Source organism: Aciduricibacillus chroicocephali, from assembly GCF_030762805.1.
In the GTDB taxonomy this organism is placed as follows: Bacteria; Bacillota; Bacilli; order Bacillales; family Amphibacillaceae; genus Aciduricibacillus; species Aciduricibacillus chroicocephali.
The window spans coordinates 2,242,242-2,264,701 of record NZ_CP129113.1 but is presented as its reverse complement, the minus strand read 5'-3'; the positions used below and the strand labels follow the sequence as shown (position 1 = coordinate 2,264,701).

Genomic DNA, 22,460 nt, shown 5'->3' with positions numbered 1-22,460 from the left:
CAATGGCTGGAAAATCACATATAGACATAACGTTGGATTTGCATATGCATGGGGGCAGAAAGCTGGATCTCAGGATTCCTGTGCATCAGACGGTCACACAGCTGCTTGCCAATCTGGCAGAAACGCTAAACCTTGACGAAGCGATCATTTCCCAGGCTATAAAGATAGCTACAAAGGAGCTGGTCCTCACTGGTGATGACAGACTGACAGATTATCCGGTGACGGACGGGGACGTGCTTGTCGTCCTCGCACCTGTCCGGGCTGGAGCAGATTTGTCTCTTGAAGAAAGGAACGAGACAAGATGAAAGAAAAGAAGATTGAAATGGACGGACTACAGCTTGAATTCCAAATGGATCAGAACGAATGGCAGACGCAGATTCGTAAAGCCGATACACGCGTCAAGGATATCCGCCAATTCGGCATTTTGAACGAGACAGCGGACCGCTTCGTTCCAGTACGTGTTACTGAGACGGGAGACCATTATTCTTTCCACTTCATCGTACAGGAAGATTGGAAAACATGGGCTCAAGTGAAAAAGCGCACCCGCGCTGAGAAGCTGCGCCTACTCGGAAATATCTCCGCCTACTTTCATGGATTACCGGCGCGCATTACATATTTTCTCCATCCGGACAATCTACTATTCAATGAAAATCTGATGCCACTCTCCGTATATAGGGGAATACGCGATTTGATGCCACCGATGGAGATGGATGAGGAGCATTTGCTGAAACAGTACAAGTGCCTTGCCATCGCATTATTTGCAAAAGAGCTTACGTTCGACCAGCTCTACAACGGTTCACTCGCAAATGCGACAGAGACGGAATTCGAACGAAAAGTAAATGAGATGAATAGTATTGGCGAATTGGCTGCTTTTCTGAAGGAGAGCTATCGGGAGGAACAGGACAAATCGGACAAGATGATGCAACTCGTTCCTGCTTCACGTTTTAAGTTATTTAAATGGCTTGCGTTCTCCATGATTGCTCTTGCCGTACTTCTCGCTGTACCACTCGGCTACTTCCTGATTGTCAAACAACCATTTGAGCAGCATTTGCTGGAGGCTCACCGGAATAATCTTGCCTCTGACTATGATGGGGTCATCACATCATTGCAAAAAGCAAATCCCGAAAAACTGCCTGACCCGGCAAAGTACATATTGGCAAATGCCTATGTGAGGACAGCTGATCTGAAGCCGGCGGAAAGAGAAGTCATTCTGAAGAACATCAGTTTGAAAAGTGACAAGGATTACTTGCTTTATTGGATATATAGCGGACGGGGAGATTTTGAAAAGTCAATCGACCTGGCGAAATTGCTTGATGATCCGCGTCTGATCATTTATGGACTGATCAATAAAATCGAACAAGATAAAAACAATCCGGAACTAAAAGGTGAAGAACGTGATGAACGTGTTCGCAAAGCAGAGGACGAACTGCGCCGCTACCGTGAGGAATACGGTTTGGAAGAAGATAGCGAAGCAGCCGAAGGGCAGCAAGCTGAAAGCGCCGATCAGAATTCAGTAAAAGAACAGCAGCAAGAAGAAAAGAAACAGCAAGAACAGAAAAAATCCGAAGAGAAAAAGAAAGCCGAAGAGAAGAAGAAATAGAAGGTCCGAGGCATCAGGAATAAGGAGGAATAAAGATGGCAGATCCCTTGCTTATGATCAGCTGTGATGAAGAACTGCATAAATGCCGCCTGCCAAAGGGGGAAGAAAAGAGATTTACAATCGGATCTCAGCGGACAGATACGGTCAGAACCCTTGATATGACAGAGCGACTGGAGGGAAGTTGGGATGGAATGTCGCTTCATATTGCTGACACAGACATTCCAACTGGTCAATCCAGACGCTTATCAATTGGTGAGAAAACTGTACAGCTCCATGTCCTCGAGCAAGTGACAGAGATGGAATATGACACTTCTGCGGGAACAAGTCTCTCATTCGGAACAGCGGAATATCATGACATCGTCTTGAAAGACTCGGACGCGGACTTTCTTCTGCAGCCAATTCCAGACGGCTATGAAGTCGAAGTATTTGCAGGAGAACTATATCACAACTATGCCCGTGTCCATGGGCAGGCTAAGCTGGCTGCGGGGGACCATCTTTTCTTTGATGGCATCCTGATTGTTGCCCGAAAGGATAAGATTGAAATCCAATCAGCACCCGATCAGTTCACTGCAAAGCGCCCTGAGCTGATCGGCCTTGGCTCTCCATATCGGAATGAATATCCGGATTACCACCGTTCACCGAGAATTATCCACCGTGAACCTGTGGAGAAGAAAATTATCGCCAAGCCTTCGAATAAGCCTTCGAAGCCGAGCGAACAACTGGCACGCACGATTGTGCCGCCTCTCGTGATGATTGCAGCCCTTGTGATCATCTCGATCTTCCAGCCGCGGGGCATCTACATCATCGCCATGCTTTCTGTGACCATTGTGACAATCATTTTCTCCGTCACATCTTACATCAAGAGTGTTAAACAGTACCGGATTGATACGAAGGAGCGGGAAGAGAGCTACAAGGCCTATCTGCTTGATAAAGCCGCCGAACTTCATCATGCACGGGAAGAACAGCGTCATGCCTTACTCTTTCATTATCCAGATGCTTCAAAAATCCGTCACATGGCAAAAAGCGTAGATGCGCGCATCTATGAAAAAGCAATGCACCACCATGATTTCCTCAATATTAGAGCGGGCCTCGGCACAGAACCGACAAGTTTTGAAATAGATTTCAACGAAGAAGAATTCACCCAGGACAAGGATGAATTGGTCCTGGCCGCAAGGAAACTAAGAAATGAATTCAGCGAACTGGAGCAAGTGCCAATCGTTACTTCCCTTATGAAAGGGCCAGTCGGCTATATCGGCAAGCGATCTCTCGTTGTCGAACAGCTGCAGCAGCTTGCTATGCAGATCGCACTTTTCCACAGCTATCATGATGTGAGATTCATCTCTGTTTTTCCGGAAGAAGAGAAGCGTGAATGGGAATGGATGCGATGGCTGCCACATGCCAGTCTGCCAGGCGTGAATGTGCGTGGTTTTGTCTATCATGAGCGCTCACGCGACCAAGTACTGTCTTCACTCTACCAAGTGCTGAAAGAACGCAAGCTCGTTCTGGATGAGAAACAGAACAAGAATGAAAAGACATATTTCACGCCTCATTTCGTCGTTTTTCTTACAGATGAAAAAATCATGCTCGACCATTCGATCATGGAATTCTTCAATGAAGATCCGCAAGAGCTGGGCGTATCGCTTGTTTTCGTACAGGACGTACTTGAATCATTGCCAGAGCATGTGACGACAGTAGTCGATATCCGGGACGCACAGACAGGTAATATCCTTCTGGAGGAAGGAGAACTTGTGAATCGGAGGTTCGACCTCGATCACTTCCCGGGAGGCTTTAATAAAGAAGATGTTTCTCGTGCGCTTGCACCACTTAATCATCTGCAATCTTTGAAGAACTCCATTCCCGAAGCAGTGACGTTCTTGGAAATGTATGGGGCTGAACAGGTGGAAGAATTGCAGATCGCTGAACGCTGGCAACAGAATGAGACATATAAGAGCCTTGCCGTTCCCCTCGGTATGAGAGGAAAAGATGACATCGTCCAGCTGAACCTTCATGAAAAAGCACATGGACCTCACGGGCTTGTCGCCGGTACGACAGGATCTGGTAAATCGGAAATCATCCAGTCTTATATACTGTCACTGGCCGTCAATTTCCACCCTTATGAAGTCGGCTTCCTTCTTATTGACTACAAAGGTGGGGGCATGGCGAATCTTTTCAAAAATCTCCCTCATCTGATGGGGACGATCACGAACTTGGATGGAGCTCAGTCAATGCGCGCGCTCGCTTCGATCAAAGCAGAATTGCAAAAGCGCCAGCGACTCTTCGGAGAGCATGATGTGAACCACATCAACCAGTATCAGAAGCTATATAAAGAAGGGAAAGCCGAGGAAGCGATGCCGCATCTATTCCTCATCTCAGATGAATTCGCCGAGCTAAAAGCAGAACAGCCGGACTTCATGAAAGAGCTCGTCTCGACTGCCCGGATTGGACGCTCACTTGGGATTCATCTCATCCTAGCAACACAGAAGCCGAGCGGTGTTGTCGACGATCAAATCTGGTCCAACTCGAAATTCAAGCTCGCCTTGAAAGTGCAGAACGCGAGTGATTCGAACGAAATCCTTAAGACACCGGACGCTGCAGAGATTACATTGCCGGGCCGAGCGTACTTGCAAGTCGGCAACAACGAAATTTATGAACTGTTCCAGAGTGCATGGAGCGGAGCGGACTATGTGAAGGACAAAGATGACTCAAGCTATCTCGACACGACAATCTACGCAATTAATGATCTCGGTCAGTATGACATTTTGACAGAAGACCTGAGTGGGTTGGATAGGCAAGAAAAGGTACAGAAGACCGAAACAGAGTTGGAAGCAGTCATTGGTCATATTCATGACTTTGCGGAAGAAAGAAAGATTGAGAGATTACCGAGGCCTTGGTTGCCGCCGTTGGAAAGAGAGATTTTCCTTTCCAATTTGTCCCCTGTGGATTACAAGTCACTTTGGCATGTGAAAAAGCAACCGTTAATCGCAACAATCGGTATGGTCGATATTCCTGAGATGCAAAAACAGGAGCCGTTGGATATTAATCTTACAAAAGATGGCCATATGGTGATAATCGCCAGTCCTGGTTATGGAAAATCAACGATGCTTCAGACTATCGCAATGGACCTCGCGAGAAAGCACAGCCCGGAAAAACTGCATCTCTACTTGCTGGATTTGGGGACGAACGGTCTGCTTCCATTGAGAAATCTCCCTCATACAGCCGATGCAATCCGTGTTGATGAAGAAGCGAAAATGGAGAAGCTGTTCCGACGCTTGAGCAAAGAGCTGAAAGAACGGAAACAAAAGCTGAGTGATTATGGGGTCGCCTCTATGGAGATGTATGAACGGGCGAGCGGTGAAGAAGTACCGCATATTATCGTCATGATAGATACATTTGATTCGGCAGCAGATACGAGTTATAAGGAAAGCTTCGATGCCATTGCTGTCCAGATTGCAAGGGAAGGTGCAAGCGTCGGAATGCATCTCGTTATCACGGCCGGCAGACAGAACGCGATGAGAGCTCAGCTTCTAGCTAACATCAAGACGCAGATTTCCCTCTACCAGATTGATGACACAGAAGTACGCTCTGTCGTTGGCAGAACAGCTTTGCCTATCGACGAAATCCCGGGTCGCGGGCTTATCAAGCTGGATGACCCCGTATCATTCCAGACAGCCCTCCCGGCGAGCGGATCTGACACATTGGAAATCGTCGAAGCAATCAAAGCTGAAGCAGAGGAAATGGCACATTCGTGGACAGGAAGCACACCTCGACCAATCCCAATGGTTCCGGAGAAAATTACATTCAAGGAACTGCTTGGGAAAGATCAGACAGCGGCCATTTTGAAAGATGGCGGTATCCCGTTTGCAGTTGATTTTGAAGAGGTTGAGCCTGTTGAGTTGGATTATAGAAACGACCAGAATCTTCTAGTCATCGGTGAGGATGCCGAGATAATTGAGAATGCCTTTATGACCATTCTTGAAACAAAAATGCATAATGACCAGATTGACATCGCATTGATGGACAATGCTACGTCCGGATTTGCTTCTCGGAAGGAGAAAGCAGACCTGTATGCTAATGACGGAGCCACATTGGAAGAGATGTTGGAAAGATTGCAAGCATTATTTGAAGCGAGAGAAGACGCCTTCAGAGAAGTCCAGTCAAATACTGATGGCAGAGCGACTTTGGCAGACTTCATGAAAGGAATCCGCCCGCTTCTTATCATTCTTACAGACGCCGGTTTCACAATTGAGAGTTTATCAATGACAGCACAGGAAAAGCTGGCAAAACTCATTGATGCAGGTTCACGTATGGGTATGCATTTTGTCATTGGTGCCATGAATGGCGCAATTGACAGAAACTATGACGAGGTAGCAAATGCGATCAAGAAATTCAAATCAGGCATAATTATCGGCAGAATTGCTGATCAGAATATGCTCGACGTTTTGCAGCCTCCTTATAAAGAGAAGAGCCTGCAGCGTTATGAGGCCTATTATGTCAAACGCGGTAAGTACGAAAAAATTAAAATTGCAACTCCATACTAGGGAAGGACGTGGTCTGGAATGTGGTTATTTGGTGGAACAGAGGCGGAGCGGAAAAGGGATGAGTATAAGAGGCTTCATGGTAAATTGGAGGATGCCCTAACCGATCACAATAAATATATAAAAGATATACAGGCTGCAATCAACGGATATCAGGCCGCAATTCCTGCACTGTCGTCAGATAAGATACCTTCTGATGATTTTGAGCCAAAACGTGAAGAAAAAACGGCTCTGCTAAATAAATATTTTGAATATGAAAAAAGCAAAACGTCCGATTTAACAAATGCTAAAAATACAGCTTATGAGAAATATTTGCATTATAAACGAATTGCAGAAGAGGAAGCGAGAGCACGTCATAAAGCGATGATGGATAAGATCGAAAGCTTTATTGGAGGGATAACAGGTGGCAGATAAAGTTGAAATTAATGAAAGTGAATTAAACGGAATCAGAGCTGCTGCCAAAGGTATCCAAGATTGCCTTTCCAGAACACATACACAGTGCAAAACGCTGCAATCTTATGTAGCCTCGGCTGAATGGAGCGGCAAGAACCGTGATGCGTTTTATACTTATCTCAATATCCTTGAGCAATTCCATGGTTCATTGCATGACATTTCCAAGAAACAAGTTGAAGCTTTGAATAATCTTCTTGATTATTTTGATGATTACCATGCGAATGGAGAGGTAAGGAAGGTGAGAAATCTGTGAGTCAGCAAACGATTGAACAGACTACTGATTTCTTTAACGTTCCAGAGCTGTACTTGCTGGCCGAAGCTTTTGATGGAAAGATTCTTTTCGGATTGCCTGATAAGGAAATATATCAGCTGCAAGGAGATGAGGTGTTCGAGGGCGCATATGAGAGGCTGATCGAGAAGAATATTTTGACCGATGAGGGTAAGCTGACAAAGGGCGGAGCAATTATAATTAAAACTTTGCAAGCATATCACCAAAGTAATAAATATGTCCGAATTAATAATATGATGTTCGCTTTTATGCCGGATGAACAGGATGAACTAATCCTCCTTGTAGAAGTAGAAAGACAAAAAAAGTATAAATTATTTGTAGTATCTAAGGCTAAGGCATTCGATCTGCTTGCATCTTTCTTTCCTGTTGTATTAAGAGAACCAGAAGAGAAGGAAAGAACTTTTCTCAAAACTCTTCTTACACACCAAGAACGTCATCATATAAATGAATTCGAGCCAGAAAAGATTATGAACTTGGAAGTCTTTTGTTCTGGAAAAGGAGCTTTGGAGTCGCGCAACGATAAAGCATATATGCAGTGGCTTGTATTTGAACAAGAACAACGTTTAATCATGATTAATCCAGTAGAAAAGAAATATTATCATGCAAGTCAGCACGGGTTTCTTAAAGTGTTGTTTGATCATTTGGAATTTCCTTATCAGGGGGCGAAGTAAATGGTTGAAATGGCGAGTTTTGGCGGAGGTAGCGCAGGAAGCACATCTGAAAAGATTCATGTTAAAGCAGATGAACTGACCGAAGTTTATAACCAACTTAATACAATGTTTGAAGACCTGAATTTGCATCTGAATTTCTATATTAATAAAATTAAAGACAATACATTTTATACGGCTGGTGAAGCGAAGAAAACGGTAGATACACTTGGTGAAGCTAATGAGAAATTCCTGGAATTGGTAGACCATTATAACAGAGCTTCCACACTTATCACTTTTTCATTAAATGAAATGATGGAAAATGATGAAGCGGTTGCCGAAAGAATTATTGGGAACTTGAAGGTGTAATCTATGGATGTCAAATACCTGAAATCAGACTGGGATAAAATGAAGGACGGAATTGGTGAACTGATTGGAAAAGGGGTTTGGGGAAAAGGAGCCATAGATGACCTGAAAGACGCAACAAAGAACCTTGAAGATGCAGAAGCAGATATTAAAGATCTGGACAGTGATCATGCCATCAGCTTTTCACATGTGGACCATGAAGGAAAATATAACAAACTCTTTGAGCAGTTCGAGGTATTGTTTGATTTCACGGGAAAAGTAGGAGATATTGTTAAAGACACAATAGACGAACCATTCCATAAGGATATTGATGGTTTTGTAGAAGCCATTCGTGATGAAAGAATAGAAGGATACACTACAGATAACCTACTGGGAACAACCAAGGTTGAAACCCTTGTACATGGAATGTATGATGTGGAGCAGAAGACGGTTAAAAAGGATTCTGTTTCGCTCGACGACCTGCTTGCTGGTGAGAACTTCTATGGTAATCAGATTAAAACTGAATTTGAAGCTTTGCAGGCAAAAGGTCACCAGGATTTCACTGAAGCGGAATACCGCCAAGCGGCGATGAATACAAGAGCCTTTGAGTACGATTCCATTAAAGATCAGCAGTTGCAGAAAGAATTCTGGGTCGATATCGCAGCGCTTGTTGTTGTAGTGGGAGCGACTCTAATCTGCCCACCTGCAGGTCTCGCTCTCGGAGGAATCTATGGCGCGTCACAGCTTGGCTCTGCCATAGCAGGTAAAGATCTTGTTTCAGGCCGTGAGCTGGATACGCAGGAAAGATGGGTACGAGGCGCCCTAGCCCCGCTTGATATTATTCCCGGTGCAAAAGGCGTGAAGAGCTTCGGCAAGGCATTATCCGCGGGAGATAAGCTGATCGACGTAAGCCATATCCGCAACCTGTCTTCCAAGGCGAAACAACATTTGGACACAGGAATCCGCCAGACTGAAACCCTGGTGAAAGAAGCAGCAAGCCAATCCGCTGCCCGTATGCGAGATGCCAAGCACGCATTTGAGGATGGAACGAGGGTGCTGAAGGAAAAAGCTGCACATGGCGCAGTAGCAGCCAGCAAAGTGATCGACCAGGGCATAACCAATATCCGGAATCTCAGTCCAAATCTCATGCCCTCAACTCCTGAAGGCGTAGTGTTAAAAGAGACTGTTGAGAATGAGCGGATTGTGGAGAACAAGGTTCAGGATATACTTAGCAAGTTTGATGTGAATTTGGGTAATAAGGGTACGGGTAATTATAGTAAGGCTCTTGATGATATAGTTAAAGATGGTAGTCACTTTTTAGATGAATTTAAATTGAAACCTAATGTAAAATATGAAACGAATGGATATCTATATCAAACAGATGAAATGGGAAGAATTGAGAGAGCTTCTGGAGAATTAACGTTAGAAATGGGAGAACGTAATAGTAAGCATCAGTTAGCTGCTGGAGGGGAAGACCGAGTTAAAGCTCCTAGTACTCAAGGAGATCATGGTGGACATTTAATTGGTACACAATTTAATGGATCTCCGCTTATTGATAATATAGTTGCAATGAATGGTAATGTTAATGTAAGTGCTTATAAAAAGTTGGAATCTGCTTGGGCAAAAGCTTTAAGAGATAAGCGGGAAGTTATAGTGGATATTAGACCTGTATATGAAGGGAATTCTGTAAGACCCGTTAGCTTTAAAATAAAATATACAGTTGATGGAGAAAAATTTAAAGCTAGCTTGAAAAATGTATATGGAGGAAAGTAAATGAATACAGGGAACTTGGAAAATATTTATCAAAAAATAGCTATTCATTTAAACAGTATTATTCCAGAGCCATGGGAAAAAATAATGGTATATTCAGAAGTTGATGAATATAGTGATTCGACGGTATTTTTCTACTATCCCAAAAATAAGCAGGAACCGATATACAGTTTAGATATTGAAGATATGGAAGGTGTCGATGAAGACAAGACAGATCGTCAATTAAATATTCTCGATAGTATCTTTAGAGAATTATGGGAAGAATTCAAAAGAAATAAGCAGGAACCTTGGACTAATTTAACATTTGAGTTATATTCTACTGGTAAGTTTGACGTTGAATTTGATTATACTTTATTGGAGGAAGAAAATAATTATAATCATTATGAGAGATTAATTATATGGAAGTATAAAAAATTAGGGATTTCTCCTAATGAAAAGAGAAAAAGTGATGTGGAACTAATTAGAGAATATATTAATACACAAAAATAATATCTACTAGAGTTATAGATAAAGGTGTTTGAATATACACATCCATGATGGTTTCCCATTATATAGTGCTAGGTTCAATGATAGAAGAGAATACGTAGCAGGCGAGATGACTTACGGGGCGACGAACACAAACATATGGATTGTATATTCACTAACGGACTCGTAAGCTTGAATATAGTAGTTGTTATACTGTTATTATAAACTTGCAAATTTAATGCTAATTGGAAACCATTAACCTGAAGCACTTGATTGTCAATTAAAGGCAACAAGTGCTTTTTTGTACTTTAGCATAGAAAATTAGTTGGTAAAACATAATTTTATAAGTGAATACAGTATGAAGCTTCTCAGGCAGTCTTGCTCCATTGCAAAGGGCGTAAAAAGTTTCAGCAAGATATTATCTGCTGAGGATAAGCTGGCTGACGTAAGCAAGCTTCGAAACCTTTCGTCCAAGGCTGGCAGCAGATAGACACAGGAATCCGCCAGACTGAAACCCTGGTAAAAGAATCAGCAAGCCAATCCGCTGCCCGTATGCGAAATGCCAAGCACGCATTTGAGGATGGAACGAGGGTACTTAAGGAAAAAGCTGCACATGGTGCAGTAGCAGCCAGCAAAGTGATCGACCAGGGCATAACCAATATCCGGAATCTCAGTCCAAATCTCATGCCCTCAACTCCTGAAGGCGTAGTGTTAAAAGAGACTGTTGAGAATGAGCGGATTGTGGAGAACAAGGTTCAGGATATACTTAGCAAGTTTGATGTGAATTTGGGGACTAAGGGTACGGTTAGTAATTCTTCAAGTAAGGATGTTTATGGACCTTATTATGATGAGGCAAAAAAATTACACGAAACTAACCCGGATTGGTATCCTAACCCTGATGAATCTACAATAGTAAAGGACAAAGAACTGAAAGAAGCACGAGCAGACTATCAAGCGTTGGTTAGAAGAGGGGAACTTGAAAAAGGTCACCATGTACAAGGCTTATCTTTTGGAGGAGAGAATACAAGTTCCAATATAAAGAATACAGGAGAATCAACTATTCGGCGAGAACAAATTGATGATATGGATTTAGAATTTTATCATGAAATGGGTTATGGTAAAGAAAATGCTAAAGTACTAAAAATACATGAGAATGAAAAGGGGATTATTGTATTTGGTAATAATCCAAAACATACTGAGGTTACTGTTTTTCAGAATAAAGTTCTGAAATGGCAACGAGAAAGTGGAAAGAGATAGTTAAATGAAAGTAGGTGCACTTGTGGGGGAAACAGGAAATCTTATGAATAGTATATGGTTTGGAGAAAAAACAAATTTAGCGAAGTCAGAAATAAAAGAAAAGATTTTAAAGTCTTTAACAGAAACTGAAGTTTTATTTAATGTAATAGAACTATTTAAAGCGGGAGATTTTTCTCAAAAAACATTATTAGTTCAATTAATGAATCAGACTAAAGATGAAGCAGTCCTGAATTTATGTATTAGGGTATTTTTATCTATCGCAACACATGAAGACTTAAGGGATTCAAATAATCTCCGTTTTCTTAGTGAGGGAACTGAAGAAATAGTAGACACCTTTGCATCAGCAGCTATCACCTCGCTTTCGCTTGAGGTAATTCCATATTTATTGGCTTTACTTGAAGAGTGGGAGGAAGTTAGTGATACAGCTACTATTATAAGAGACTCTATTGATTCTTTTATTAATTTTGAAGAAGAAATCGGGGAAGATGCTACTATAGATGAAATTGGAGAATTTTATCTTAAGTTTTGTAAGGAAAACGATACAAATAGTTATTATTTTCAACAGAACTTAGCTTTTCCTGGAGACTTAGCCAAAAAGTTGATACAGCGTGTTATGCTTGCTGCAAATAAAGAGGAGCCATTAAAAATGGAATTAATACCATCTTTATTATCAATTTGGACTGGTGAAGAAGTACCTGCTGACTACAACACTATTATTAGTCCAAGTAATTATAAAGATTTTATTAACTATATAAACAAGCTTTCAACTGAAAACTGGGAGAAGGGACAAAAATACTTTTACGGATGTAAGCTTTAACTATAACATATGAAAAATAAAGCATATATGAAGTGGTTAGGAAGAAGGTTGTTTGAAAATACATACTTCATGAGGGTTGAACCATCAGGAAGTATTATACAATGCTAGAATAGAAAATAAAGTACGAGCTTAGACAATATAACATCTTACTCGGCGGTAAAGATAATTACATGACATATATATTTAACCAAAGCACTTATTTGTCTATTATGGCAACAAGTGCTTTTTTTACTTTTAGCGAGGAATTAGCAAAAAGTATGACATCAGAACAACTGAAAAATACTTATTTGAATATAAAATTAACACATTAGTGGGAGGAGTTTAAATGGAAAAATGCTTAACAGATTTCAAATTGTATAATAAAGTACCGAGTGAAATCATTGAAAAATATAGGCAGCTGGTACCAAATGAAATTATAGATTTATGGTGTAACTATGGATTTGGTACGTTTATGCAAGGGTATTTTAAAAGTGTAAATCCAGAGGATTTTAAAGAGATTTTGGGAATGAGTAGTCAAAGATACAAGGATTCAGTTGTGTTGTTTGCTACAGGTATGGGTGATCTGGTTATTTGTTCAGATGGATATGTTAGACTACTTAATTACAGGTATGGTGTGGTAAAGACAATTATGTTTACATTTGAATTTTTCTTTCAAAATATTAACGATTTGGAATTCAAAGATGAAGATTTGTCTTGGCAACCATATCCCGAAGCCCTTAAACAATATAGTGAGTTGGATTATGATGAGTGTTTTGGCTATACACCTCTATTAGGTTTAGGTGGAGCAGAAAAAGTAGAGAATCTAAAAAAAGTTAAACTGAAGGAACATATTCTTCTTATTACTGAATTTATGGGACCCGTTGAATAAGATTGATTTTCAAATAAATTGATTGCATCACATGATCAGGTAATTCCTTGTATGTAATAGCTTGCGTGAAATAGAGACCTCATGATGTTACATCCATCATGGGGTCTTTTTAATACATCATCTCTTTTGAATAGTACGGTTAACAAGACTTGGGTACTTAAGGAGAAGTTGCAAATAGTGCAGTTGCAGCCAGCAAAGTAATCGACCAGGGCATAACCAATATCCGAAATCTCAGTCCAAGTCTCATGCCCTCAACTCCTGAAGGCGTAGTGTTAAAAGAGACTGTAGAGAATCAGCGGATTGTGGAGAACAAGGTTCAGGATATCCTTAGCAAGTTTGATGTGAATTTGGGGACTAAGGGTACGGGTGAAACGGTTAAGAATATAGGTGATATTAATGATCCTATTAGAACATATCGTGGTGCTGATTTAGGTAAGCTAGAGGCTAAGTATACTGCGGATCCTCGGTTAACTGTTGAGATGCCCTATGTTGGTAAAGGGCAAAAAAACAGCTACATCCAGGTTTAGGAGGGATTCATAATGCTGAGAAAAGCGCAGGAGTTTGGGGAAATGACAAAAAATATGCTGAACTATTAGAAAAATTCTTAGAAAAGTAAGGGTGATTATTTTGGTAATGAAGGATGCCATGAGCAAATATTTTAATTTAAGAAAAGAATATTTTGATAAAGGGTTAGATTTTTTATTTAAAACGCCATATAACGAAGAAGTTGATGCATTCATATATCAAGGTGAAATGGATGATGAAGAAGAAATTTCATGGAAACCTATTGAAAAAAATAATAAGAATGATTTAACGAAGATTGAGAAAAGATTTGAGATTAAACTGCACACTTCAATTGTTGATTATATTAATTCTTATTGGTTTGCTGATTTAGATGGATTTATAGGTAATCATTATATTAGGCTAGAACCTGTATTACCAAATATTGAATTGGAATCCTTCGAAAGTAATTTAGAAGGGTATAAAAACAATCATAATAAGGTTGATAAGACTCCAATAGGCGTAGAGGGGAACGGTTTGATAGTTGTTTTAGATAATATAAGTGGTAAGGTTGAATTGGAGGATTTTGAATGAGGTTCGTTTGAAGAGATTTCGGATAGTTTAGATGAGTTAATTGCTAATTTAAAGTTACAAAAATAATATACTAAGAACATTTATATGAAAAAATACCTGATATAAAGTGTAGCCGAGTAGATACAATGGGACTGCTGTTTTTTATAGAAAGATTTAATATGAAATCAAGTTAAGACCTACAAAATTTATGCTACTAAAAAACATATGAACTTAAAGCACTTGATTGTCAACTAAAGGCAACAAGTGCTTTATCGCGTTTTAACTATTTCAAGTAGATAAAGAGAAAAAAAATTTACCACCATATTATTTTATGATAAAGATAGACTCCTTAAAGGTATAAATACCTTTTGCATTTGGCCCCGCAGGAAATTAGTATGCTTTGACTATAAAGGGCATGAAGACAATTTAATTGTCGTTTTGGGGAGCATGAAAACGTTTGGGAAAAAGAAGCATTAATACAAGATGAGGGATTAACAGAGGAAGAGGCTGAAGAGCGAGAGAAAATGTATTCTACATTGTGGATAATTTTACCGTATTCCTTGATATGTTACATAATTGATTTTGCTTTTTGACTTGATTAAGTATAGTAATTATAAAAAAGCATTTGACAGTCCTGCTTGAATTTTTAAAACAGGATTTTTTATTGGGTTCGGACAGAAGACGGTTAAAAAGGATTCTGTTTCGCTCGACGACCTGCTTGCTGGTGAGAACTTCTATGGTAATCAGATTAAAACTGAATTTGAAGCTTTGCAGGCAGCGGATTTTTCAAGCAATGGTTACACTGTCAGATAAGGGGGAACCGGGGGAAAGGAAGAAGAAGGTAAAGGCATAAAGTAGCAATTGAAAGAAAAAACAGATGAGTATTGAAATACGTTCACTCATTTTTGATGATGTCATCACTTATGAAACGACATAGCTTCGAGAAGATGGAGGTGTAAAGATGCTGGAAAAAGATTACGAAGTTCTGAGAGGCCCCTTTCTTTCAGGGCGCCAACGTCCAGATGGGTTGGCTGGAACCATGTTGTTGGCGATTCCGCTACAGGTATTAATGCTGTTCTGTGTTTATGTTGTTGCCGCAGACGAGACAATATATCCCTATAAAGACGCACTATTTAAGTTGCATTTTATCATTACAGCTGCAATTATGGGAATGTCTGTCTTGATGGTTTTTTCAAAAGTTCATCTCAAGTTTCAAAAAATACAATATGCGCTGAGTATAGCTGTTACACAAAATTTATTTTGCATCACGCCATACTTAATCTTTTTGTTTTTGGTTGGGGGAATGGGAATTTCCATAGAAGAACTGAGATGGATCATGTGGTTATCGATCGGGATAGGGCTTATGATATTTGTTGCTGTATGTATCCGTTTCTACTTTCTATTGAAGGCAGGGAAGTATAGAAAAGGAAGCGATAGAGATTATGTCAGAAGCCGTTTAGAAGGGACATCGTTCAAGGGAATTGCCATTGTTGGCGGAACGGAGATCGTTTTTATAATGCAATATGTTTTGCGGAATTCTTCAAGTGATTTGAACAGCTTGATGATTGCATCGCTGGCAATTGTCATTGCTTATGTAACTGTGTTCATATTACCCGAACAACTCGTCATCCTCTATTGCAAATCTCGTTTTTCCAGTTTTAGCTTCGACCGGAGAGGCGAGTTGTATCCGATCGGTTTTGACGAGAAATATGGGAAAAGGAAGAAGAAGGTAAAAGTATAAAATAGCAAAGTTAAAGCAAGAGAGCAGATGAATATGAAGAAGAAAGAGTACTTACATTAAAAAAATGAATATTTACTTGAAAAAATGAGTGAGCAAGGGATTTTCAGTGTATTTGACATAGATAGGATAAATGTCGGGGTACTCTTTCCCCCTTACAATAATCTTTTCAAATACCATTTAGTTTTTAAGGTACAGGTGAGAGAATGAGAGAAGAAGATTTTGAAGCTTTAAGAGGACCTTTACTGACAGGACGCCAATCGCCAGGTGCTTTAACGTTAGTGTTATTACTGGGGATTTTTATAGAAGCTCTATTGTTTTTCCTTGTCCATATTGTGATTGCATATGACTCGTATTATCCTTATCAAGACATGATCTTCAAGGTACATTTGGTTTATTCAATCGCAATTATAATCATAAGCATTCCATTTATGATACCAAATATTTTCATGAGGTTTTAAAAAACACAATATTTATTATCTATTATAACTTGATTGAAGGACTGGATATAAGGCTCAATGCTGATTTTAAAGAATACTTAAAAGAGCTGTATCTCCTGGGCTGAAGAACTGATATTCATCGAAATTCGCAGTCTTTGGCTAAGCACATCTATAAAGTCTAGGAGGTGCACTATAGATGGAAGTATTGATTGTTCTTCAAAAAACTAGGCAATCCTGCAATTCACTTAGCAGGATTGCCTTTACTCATTTCCCGTCCAAATTATTTGCTCTTTCTCCAATACATGTTCAATCTTCCATTAAAAAGGTCTATTATGCTATACAGCTAATTGTGAAAACAGTGAAAAAGCAGTTGTTTTGGCTGGGTTTGATTCTATTGTCTTATAAAGGTTGGGTGGCTTTTGAAGCATTGCAATTTTGCTTGTGGCGTTTAAAATTATAATAGGGAAATAATGTAGTTTGTGGACTGGAATAGCAATTTTTAGGCTTATTTTGAAAATGAATATTTTGGTTGGATCTTATAATTTTAAGTTAATGAAAATCATTGGAAAGGATTGAAGGCATATGGGTAGGAGCGCAAAACTTGCCAGCAAGTTATCAAAGATTGCTGGGATTCTGTATATCGTGTTCGGCGGAATGATACTGCTAATTAGCATGTTCACTCCGATAGAAGTGACGTTGAATGACTATACAACGAGAGGACGCCTATGGGAGCTTGCAGCGGAGCCGGGGGCTTTCATATTCTTGCTGATTGTTCTTTTGCTGCCAATTGCTTTCGGGATAATTGGTTTGTATATAAGCAAGAAAGTAAGGGTTCATCCTTCTACGTTTCAAGGTGTGTTTATGATTGTTGTCGGATTCTTTACGGTGATTTTTTTAGTCGGTATTCTGTTCATCGTTGCAGGCATACAAACTTTGCTGGCGAAGAAGGAAAAGGAACTATTGGCAGAGTAGTCGGCGATCATGATAGACCTGATATTGCCATGAAATATATGCGGTCGGTCACGCCACAATCGGGAAGTGGCGGCCGTTCTCTGTTTAGTAGTTTTTGAATATTCAGTATAAATTGATTAACGCGGTTCTCGTGTTTGATAAGGGGCGTTATGGATGAAAGCATTGCAGGCGAATGGCTTGAACATTTGGTTAAATGATGTGGAATTGTCCAATCGGACTTATGTATCGCTCGCCATCGGTGGCGGATTTGCGTCGGAATGGATGGGGAAGGGGGAGGAGCGGATTAGAATCGGTTCCGCCTCATCCAAGTTGTATGCCGATTGCGTGAAGCGGTTATTAAAGGAATCTGGATTCCCCGATGTGGAAGTGTTGGCATCTGTTCACTGCACGAGCCTCGTATGGCAAACGACAGGAGATGCATGTGCTTCTGAAGTTCAGCAAGTTCTTGATCTGCTTTTCCAAGGTGTTCCGGACAGGGATTTCTTTGAAGCGGAAAAGTGGGAGAGCATGAAACGGTTCAAGAATTGTTATAAGGATCTTGCGTTCAGAGGTCACTTCAGAATGATGGAGTTCGCCCATCAGAATACATTGTACCGTTATGAATCGCTTGTCCGTGACTTGCAGGGAGCGGATTTTGACCAAATGTGCACATATCGGGATCATGTCATCCATCCTGCTAATATGTTTCTCTTCGTCCACGGGAAAGTTGAACAGGGTGCTTTGCAAGAGCTGAAGCTGCCAGAGCTGGAGAAGGGATATGCAGAGCAGCTATTCAATACGCGAGAGGTCCGTTTTGCCGATGATGAAGTATATGAAGAGACTTCCAAGGGGAACTGGCAATGCGGCTGTATCCGGTTCGAACGGAAGGCTAGCCTTGAGGACTTGACGAAGGAGTACGCGGTTCTTGCATTGCTCGGTGAAATTCAATTTAACGGGCATGCTCAAGTCAATGTCGATTTGGCTGATGCGAGTATCACTTATAAAAAAGGCTTGAAAAAATATAAATATGAAATAATGGAATCATTGACGGAAGAATCATTTGAAGAGGCTAAAAAGCGTCTGTTGAATAACTTTGAGACCCAAGTTCGTTTCAAGACGATGAACTTTGTCACTTGGGCTGGACAGTGCTACATGCAGCATATTCATGTCTATGAATGGTTGGAGCAATTGAATGGAATGGATTATGAAAGGTTTAAGGATTGGATAGAAAAAAGCAATTACCAGGTACGTGAAGGCTATCTGGCATATCGGAAGGAGGCGGCGGCAGTTGGCAAATGAGATATTTCTTAATCCAGATGGCTTTGAAGCCGAAGTGAAATCACTGAAGACTGCGGTAGAAGGTGTGGAAAAAGTGAAATTCGAAGGGGTCTCCGATCTTGGCAATAAGACAATCCTCGATTCCATGTCAGCAATGATTGCCGCAATCAAGCTCTTCGAGGAAATGAGAGAATCCTATACTTCCTTTTCAAAGAAAGACGTGAAGAATCTTGAAGCGATGAAGGAAGCTTGGGTTACAAAAGACCTTGCACTGGCAGAAAGCATGAAGGGGGATTAAGATGGCGAGATTGGTCAATGAAGAAATGGAAGACCTGGTCAAAAAGCTGGAGAAATACCAGTCAAGCCTTAAAGATGCGGTGTATGAACAGTACAAATCCTCAACAGTGCTAAGTCGCTCAATCAACCTGAAGGGAAAGACCGGTAATTCCATGAAGGAATACATGGAAATTGTTCATATCAATCTTGCTCAGAAAATCATCAATGTCTCTTCGGAGCTGCTGGAAGCGGCGCGTAAAGTGAAGGATGATTTTAGAAGTTATGAGAGTGATGCCAAGGGAATTGTTGGGTCAGGCACCCTTGATAAGGAAAAGGAGAACTTGGGTGACAGCCGTACAACATTTGAGGAGCTTGATTCCAAAGGGCAGAAGCTCGTGCTGCGGGCTGATGAATTCATAAGTACGGTCAAACTTCCTGGAGAAACGGTTCTGCATACATATCAAACGGCGGATTCCAATATTAAGAAGACGAAAGAGGAATTATTGTCGTCGGATTCAACGTGCACGAAGAATATGAGTCCGGTAACGGAGCGGATCAATGAACTGATTACCGAAATGAATGAGTTGAGTACGCATTTCAAGAACGAGAATGGTGTTCTCACTGATAAGGTATCAAGCATCAAAGAGCAACCATGGTACACGCTTGAGAACAAGGGTGCTTTCAAAGCATTGTCTGAGGATGATCCTTTTTCCTATGAAGCAGGTGAAGCCTCTGTTCTTGAGGGACAATGGGTGATGGGTACGAGCGATAAGAACTATATCACGCAGACGGGCTCTGTCTTGAGTGCCCGCGGTGAAAAGACTAACGACAAAGGCGCCTATAAAGTGAGTGGTGAAGTGAGTGGAGCCAAGCTGTATACGAAGGCCGAAACGGCAGGTGGCTGGCTCAAGTATGACGGGACACAGTCTTTGCTATCTGGTTCTGGAAATGCTGAGTTTGACGGATTCACGAGAATGGCTGCTTCTGGAGATGCAAGTGTTGTAAAGTCAGAATCGACTGCCATGCTGGGGACGGATAAATTTAATGGCCATGTCAGTCTCAAGGCAAGTGCCCTTTCTGCAAATGGTCAGGCTGCTTTCAAATTGCCAAAGAATGCCGATGATACGACCCATATTGCTCTTGGAGGCAGAGCGGAAGCAGCGACTGTCAAGGCTTCTGCGGGTATCACGTTGTTCGGGATGGAAAGCATGGGCGGCGAGCATGAGAAAAATGGAGTCAAAACAACTGCCAAGAAAGACTTCGGGATGAATGTCGAAGCAAGCGCAGGATGGCAGGCTGGAGTCGGGGTAGAGTACAAAGATGAACCTGTATGGAAAAGTGACTATTTAAATATCAATGCGACAAGTCTTAATGCCGATCTAAAGCTTCTGCTCGGTGTTAAGTTGGATGTCACAATCCCAACTATCCAAGCGAAGTGGCCTTGGTAAAGGAGGAGCCCATATGAGTGAGCGGGTTGAATTACATGCGAATCTGAGCGCCAAGCAGGGTGAACTGAATGCTTGTGTCAGTGCGGTTGCTTCATTGGAAGCGAAAATACAGAGGATCAAAGAATTGATTGCAGACTTTGAAGCGCTTAAAGCCGATTTGAAGTCGCTAAAGAAGGATCTGGACAAAGATGCGAAGGCGACTCATACATACTGGGTTGGAAAGCGGCTTGAAAAGTATCAAAATATATTGGGAGACGATTTGTCTGACAGTGCGCTGAAGTCGTATATAGACAACGTTGATGATAATCTTGATGAACTGAACAATGCGCTCATGCGTTTGGAGAATGAGTTGTATAATATGGAAGGCCTGATCGGTAACATCAAGTCGGCAATTAACTGGATCTCTACGAAAATAGAGAACTTGATAAATTAGAGGGTGAAGCGATTGAGTAAGATAAAGGTTGTCATGGCTAAAGCTCATGAGGGACAAAGAGAAGACCCGGATATTCAAAGGGAAATCCAGGATGTGCAGAAGTTTTTTGATCAGAATGATTTTGCATTTGAAAAAGAAACATTGTACTTCGTCATTCTCCGTGGATTGAATCTGCAGATTGAAAGGAAGCTTCGACTTGCGGGAGCATTTGTGAATAAGACAGGTCTGCCAATTGAAGGCTTTCGGGCAGATATGAAACTGAATGTAAAAAGTGATGTACAAGCACAATTTGCCGAAGTTCATCTTGAGATTGACGATAATTTCTTAGGTCGTCTTGAGCCGGACGAAGCGATTGTTCTTCATATTGATATCCCTGCTGAAGGACTGGATCCTGCCAAACAGATTTATGGAGCGACTGAACTTGCCGGAGCACTTGAAAATCTGGAATTGCTGGTGAAGAACTAGGAAATCGGACAACACGCTGAATACATAAGGAGATGACGAGTATGAAACGGATTATGATTTTCTTAGTGCTTGCTGTTGCGCTTCTGCTTGCGGGCTGCGGCAATAAAGCAGATACGGAATCGAAGAACAAGGATAAAAATGATACGGAACAGGCGACAACGAAGCAGTCAGATACAGAATCAAAAGCTAAGGATGGAGATCCGGATGGCCCTTTGAAACTGCATGTATTGAAAGCGGATCAGGAGGCTGGAGCTACGGTTGAGAATCATCCGATATACAGTGGAATGCAGAAGTTTGTAAATAAATACCCTGATGAAGGCACAAAAGGCGATTACTCTGTGACGGTCGTGGATGCTACCAATCCAAAGGATGGAAAGGCAGACCTTATTTTGCTTGGCATCAATCGTCTCCCTGCAGCTATCAAGGATGTGTCGTTCAACATCACTGTGGGAGATAAATCAGGGCATTATGTAGTGAAAGATCATAAAGTAGAGATTCCCGCAGAGGCAATGGGTGTGCTGAAACCGGGATACGGACACCCGATCTTGGTCCCGATTACAGATGAAGAGCTTGAAAATCTAACAAAATTGGATGCCCAAACACGTTTTGTCGACCTTAAGGATACAAAGGTAAGCAAGGCGGAATAAAGGATTCGATGAGTAAATACTTGATGCCAGTTGTGTAGATAAAGACAAGGGGGATTGATGAAATGAGTATACAAATAAAGAGAGAAACCGGACTTATGGGAGCTGCTTCTGCAATCGCATTGAAGGTGAATAGCAATCTTGAAAAAAAGCTGAAAAACAAAGAAACATTCAAAATTGATGCGGGAGCCGAACCGGTCAAAATCCGCGTGAATCAATGGTTTTTTGGCAGTGTTGAGAAGGAAGTAGAAGATGGCAGTACCGTTGCGATTAAAACGAATGGCTTGGCTATTTTTATCTTTTTCGCCTCTCTCTTTATGTCTGTAATAGGAAAAAACATTAGTCCAATTCTGACTTTAATAGGATTTATCGGCATGGTTTTCACTATAATCTACGCCACAAAACAGTGGTTTATCCTCGAAGTAGAAAAGTAAATACATAATATAAGCAAATTCATCTAGAAATAGCCTCTTCAGTTTAGCAGGAGGCTATTTATGTGTGTGTTACTAAATTGGAGTTCAGTTGGATGATTAGCCTCAATACTTGAATAAATATAAATAAGTAGAAAAAGCCACTTTATATTGAAAGCCCTTTCAAAACAGATTAGAGCACATATTATTATGGGGTTTTTCGGTTAATAGGCTTATTCAAAGAAGGGAGCAATACA

Annotated in this window: 22 protein-coding genes and 1 pseudogene; all 23 read left to right on the top strand. The window is 41.0% G+C overall.

Features of this window, described 5'->3' with window-relative positions:
- The first annotated feature begins 2 nt into the window (after positions 1-2).
- The 23 genes and pseudogenes from QR721_RS11745 (at position 3) to QR721_RS11630 (ending at position 22,227) form a co-directional block, all read left to right on the top strand.
- A complete protein-coding gene (locus QR721_RS11745) occupies positions 3-305 on the top strand; it encodes an EsaB/YukD family protein (RefSeq protein WP_348027180.1) in 303 nt (100 codons plus the stop codon).
- Positions 302-1,600, top strand: a complete 1,299-nt coding sequence (gene essB, locus QR721_RS11740; RefSeq protein ID WP_348027178.1) for a type VII secretion protein EssB — start codon at positions 302-304, stop codon at positions 1,598-1,600. Before QR721_RS11745 ends, essB begins: the two co-directional genes overlap by 4 nt.
- A gap of 35 nt (positions 1,601-1,635) precedes the next feature.
- Positions 1,636-6,138 carry a type VII secretion protein EssC gene (essC, locus tag QR721_RS11735; RefSeq protein ID WP_348027176.1) on the top strand — a complete coding sequence of 1,501 codons (4,503 nt, stop codon included), beginning with the start codon at positions 1,636-1,638 and terminating at the stop codon, positions 6,136-6,138.
- An 18-nt stretch (positions 6,139-6,156) separates the two neighbouring features.
- Entirely contained in the window at positions 6,157-6,549 is a 393-nt protein-coding gene (locus tag QR721_RS11730; RefSeq protein ID WP_348027174.1) for a hypothetical protein, read from the top strand.
- On the top strand, positions 6,539-6,841 hold the full coding sequence (locus QR721_RS11725) for a hypothetical protein (protein WP_348027172.1): 303 nt from the start codon (positions 6,539-6,541) through the stop codon (positions 6,839-6,841). The genes QR721_RS11730 and QR721_RS11725 overlap by 11 nt, the downstream gene beginning before the upstream one ends.
- Positions 6,838-7,548 (top strand): DUF5081 family protein, encoded by a 711-nt coding sequence (locus tag QR721_RS11720; protein WP_348027170.1) that lies wholly within the window; start codon positions 6,838-6,840, stop codon positions 7,546-7,548. Before QR721_RS11725 ends, QR721_RS11720 begins: the two co-directional genes overlap by 4 nt.
- Positions 7,549-7,893 carry a hypothetical protein gene (locus QR721_RS11715; RefSeq protein ID WP_348027168.1) on the top strand — a complete coding sequence of 115 codons (345 nt, stop codon included), beginning with the start codon at positions 7,549-7,551 and terminating at the stop codon, positions 7,891-7,893.
- Positions 7,894-7,896: 3 nt separating this feature from the next.
- On the top strand, positions 7,897-9,642 hold the full coding sequence (locus QR721_RS11710; RefSeq protein WP_348027166.1) for a DNA/RNA non-specific endonuclease: 1,746 nt from the start codon (positions 7,897-7,899) through the stop codon (positions 9,640-9,642).
- Positions 9,643-10,128 carry an immunity protein YezG family protein gene (locus QR721_RS11705; protein WP_348027164.1) on the top strand — a complete coding sequence of 162 codons (486 nt, stop codon included), beginning with the start codon at positions 9,643-9,645 and terminating at the stop codon, positions 10,126-10,128.
- A 528-nt stretch (positions 10,129-10,656) separates the two neighbouring features.
- Positions 10,657-11,361 carry a hypothetical protein gene (locus tag QR721_RS11700; RefSeq protein ID WP_348027162.1) on the top strand — a complete coding sequence of 235 codons (705 nt, stop codon included), beginning with the start codon at positions 10,657-10,659 and terminating at the stop codon, positions 11,359-11,361.
- A gap of 4 nt (positions 11,362-11,365) precedes the next feature.
- A complete protein-coding gene (gene imm47 / locus QR721_RS11695; RefSeq protein WP_348027160.1) occupies positions 11,366-12,178 on the top strand; it encodes an Imm47 family immunity protein in 813 nt (270 codons plus the stop codon).
- A 325-nt stretch (positions 12,179-12,503) separates the two neighbouring features.
- A complete protein-coding gene (locus QR721_RS11690; RefSeq protein ID WP_348027158.1) occupies positions 12,504-13,046 on the top strand; it encodes a T6SS immunity protein Tdi1 domain-containing protein in 543 nt (180 codons plus the stop codon).
- Between the two features lie 645 nt (positions 13,047-13,691).
- Positions 13,692-14,207 (top strand): annotated as a pseudogene (locus tag QR721_RS11685) (SecY-interacting protein Syd).
- A gap of 874 nt (positions 14,208-15,081) precedes the next feature.
- A complete protein-coding gene (locus tag QR721_RS11675; RefSeq protein WP_348027156.1) occupies positions 15,082-15,861 on the top strand; it encodes a hypothetical protein in 780 nt (259 codons plus the stop codon).
- A gap of 633 nt (positions 15,862-16,494) precedes the next feature.
- Positions 16,495-16,758, top strand: a complete 264-nt coding sequence (locus QR721_RS11670) for a hypothetical protein (protein ID WP_348027154.1) — start codon at positions 16,495-16,497, stop codon at positions 16,756-16,758.
- A gap of 122 nt (positions 16,759-16,880) precedes the next feature.
- On the top strand, positions 16,881-17,270 hold the full coding sequence (locus QR721_RS11665; protein WP_348027152.1) for a hypothetical protein: 390 nt from the start codon (positions 16,881-16,883) through the stop codon (positions 17,268-17,270).
- A 153-nt stretch (positions 17,271-17,423) separates the two neighbouring features.
- On the top strand, positions 17,424-18,548 hold the full coding sequence (locus QR721_RS11660) for a hypothetical protein (RefSeq protein WP_348027150.1): 1,125 nt from the start codon (positions 17,424-17,426) through the stop codon (positions 18,546-18,548).
- Positions 18,538-18,825: a hypothetical protein gene (locus QR721_RS11655; protein WP_348027148.1), complete on the top strand. Its 288-nt coding sequence runs from the start codon at positions 18,538-18,540 to the stop codon at positions 18,823-18,825. The genes QR721_RS11660 and QR721_RS11655 overlap by 11 nt, the downstream gene beginning before the upstream one ends.
- Before the next feature lies 1 nt (position 18,826).
- Positions 18,827-20,251 carry a T7SS effector LXG polymorphic toxin gene (locus QR721_RS11650; protein ID WP_348027146.1) on the top strand — a complete coding sequence of 475 codons (1,425 nt, stop codon included), beginning with the start codon at positions 18,827-18,829 and terminating at the stop codon, positions 20,249-20,251.
- 13 nt (positions 20,252-20,264) lie between these two features.
- Positions 20,265-20,684 carry a YwqH-like family protein gene (locus QR721_RS11645; RefSeq protein WP_348027144.1) on the top strand — a complete coding sequence of 140 codons (420 nt, stop codon included), beginning with the start codon at positions 20,265-20,267 and terminating at the stop codon, positions 20,682-20,684.
- Between the two features lie 12 nt (positions 20,685-20,696).
- Positions 20,697-21,149: a hypothetical protein gene (locus QR721_RS11640; RefSeq protein ID WP_348027142.1), complete on the top strand. Its 453-nt coding sequence runs from the start codon at positions 20,697-20,699 to the stop codon at positions 21,147-21,149.
- Between the two features lie 41 nt (positions 21,150-21,190).
- Positions 21,191-21,796, top strand: a complete 606-nt coding sequence (locus tag QR721_RS11635) for a hypothetical protein (RefSeq protein WP_348027140.1) — start codon at positions 21,191-21,193, stop codon at positions 21,794-21,796.
- 62 nt (positions 21,797-21,858) lie between these two features.
- A complete protein-coding gene (locus QR721_RS11630; RefSeq protein WP_348027138.1) occupies positions 21,859-22,227 on the top strand; it encodes a hypothetical protein in 369 nt (122 codons plus the stop codon).
- Positions 22,228-22,460: the final 233 nt, after the last annotated feature.

Coding starts and splice junctions, on each gene's coding strand:
- QR721_RS11660 (WP_348027150.1), top strand. CDS start 17,424: ATGAAAGCATTGCAGGCGAATGGCTTGAACATTTGGTTAAATGATGTG.
- QR721_RS11630 (WP_348027138.1), top strand. CDS start 21,859: ATGAGTATACAAATAAAGAGAGAAACCGGACTTATGGGAGCTGCTTCT.
- QR721_RS11705 (WP_348027164.1), top strand. CDS start 9,643: ATGAATACAGGGAACTTGGAAAATATTTATCAAAAAATAGCTATTCAT.
- QR721_RS11645 (WP_348027144.1), top strand. CDS start 20,265: ATGAGTGAGCGGGTTGAATTACATGCGAATCTGAGCGCCAAGCAGGGT.
- imm47 (WP_348027160.1), top strand. CDS start 11,366: ATGAAAGTAGGTGCACTTGTGGGGGAAACAGGAAATCTTATGAATAGT.
- QR721_RS11700 (WP_348027162.1), top strand. CDS start 10,657: ATGCGAAATGCCAAGCACGCATTTGAGGATGGAACGAGGGTACTTAAG.
- essB (WP_348027178.1), top strand. CDS start 302: ATGAAAGAAAAGAAGATTGAAATGGACGGACTACAGCTTGAATTCCAA.
- QR721_RS11745 (WP_348027180.1), top strand. CDS start 3: ATGGCTGGAAAATCACATATAGACATAACGTTGGATTTGCATATGCAT.
- QR721_RS11730 (WP_348027174.1), top strand. CDS start 6,157: ATGTGGTTATTTGGTGGAACAGAGGCGGAGCGGAAAAGGGATGAGTAT.
- QR721_RS11650 (WP_348027146.1), top strand. CDS start 18,827: ATGGCGAGATTGGTCAATGAAGAAATGGAAGACCTGGTCAAAAAGCTG.
- QR721_RS11715 (WP_348027168.1), top strand. CDS start 7,549: ATGGTTGAAATGGCGAGTTTTGGCGGAGGTAGCGCAGGAAGCACATCT.
- essC (WP_348027176.1), top strand. CDS start 1,636: ATGGCAGATCCCTTGCTTATGATCAGCTGTGATGAAGAACTGCATAAA.
- QR721_RS11670 (WP_348027154.1), top strand. CDS start 16,495: ATGGAAGTATTGATTGTTCTTCAAAAAACTAGGCAATCCTGCAATTCA.
- QR721_RS11665 (WP_348027152.1), top strand. CDS start 16,881: ATGGGTAGGAGCGCAAAACTTGCCAGCAAGTTATCAAAGATTGCTGGG.
- QR721_RS11690 (WP_348027158.1), top strand. CDS start 12,504: ATGGAAAAATGCTTAACAGATTTCAAATTGTATAATAAAGTACCGAGT.
- QR721_RS11635 (WP_348027140.1), top strand. CDS start 21,191: ATGAAACGGATTATGATTTTCTTAGTGCTTGCTGTTGCGCTTCTGCTT.
- QR721_RS11710 (WP_348027166.1), top strand. CDS start 7,897: ATGGATGTCAAATACCTGAAATCAGACTGGGATAAAATGAAGGACGGA.
- QR721_RS11675 (WP_348027156.1), top strand. CDS start 15,082: ATGCTGGAAAAAGATTACGAAGTTCTGAGAGGCCCCTTTCTTTCAGGG.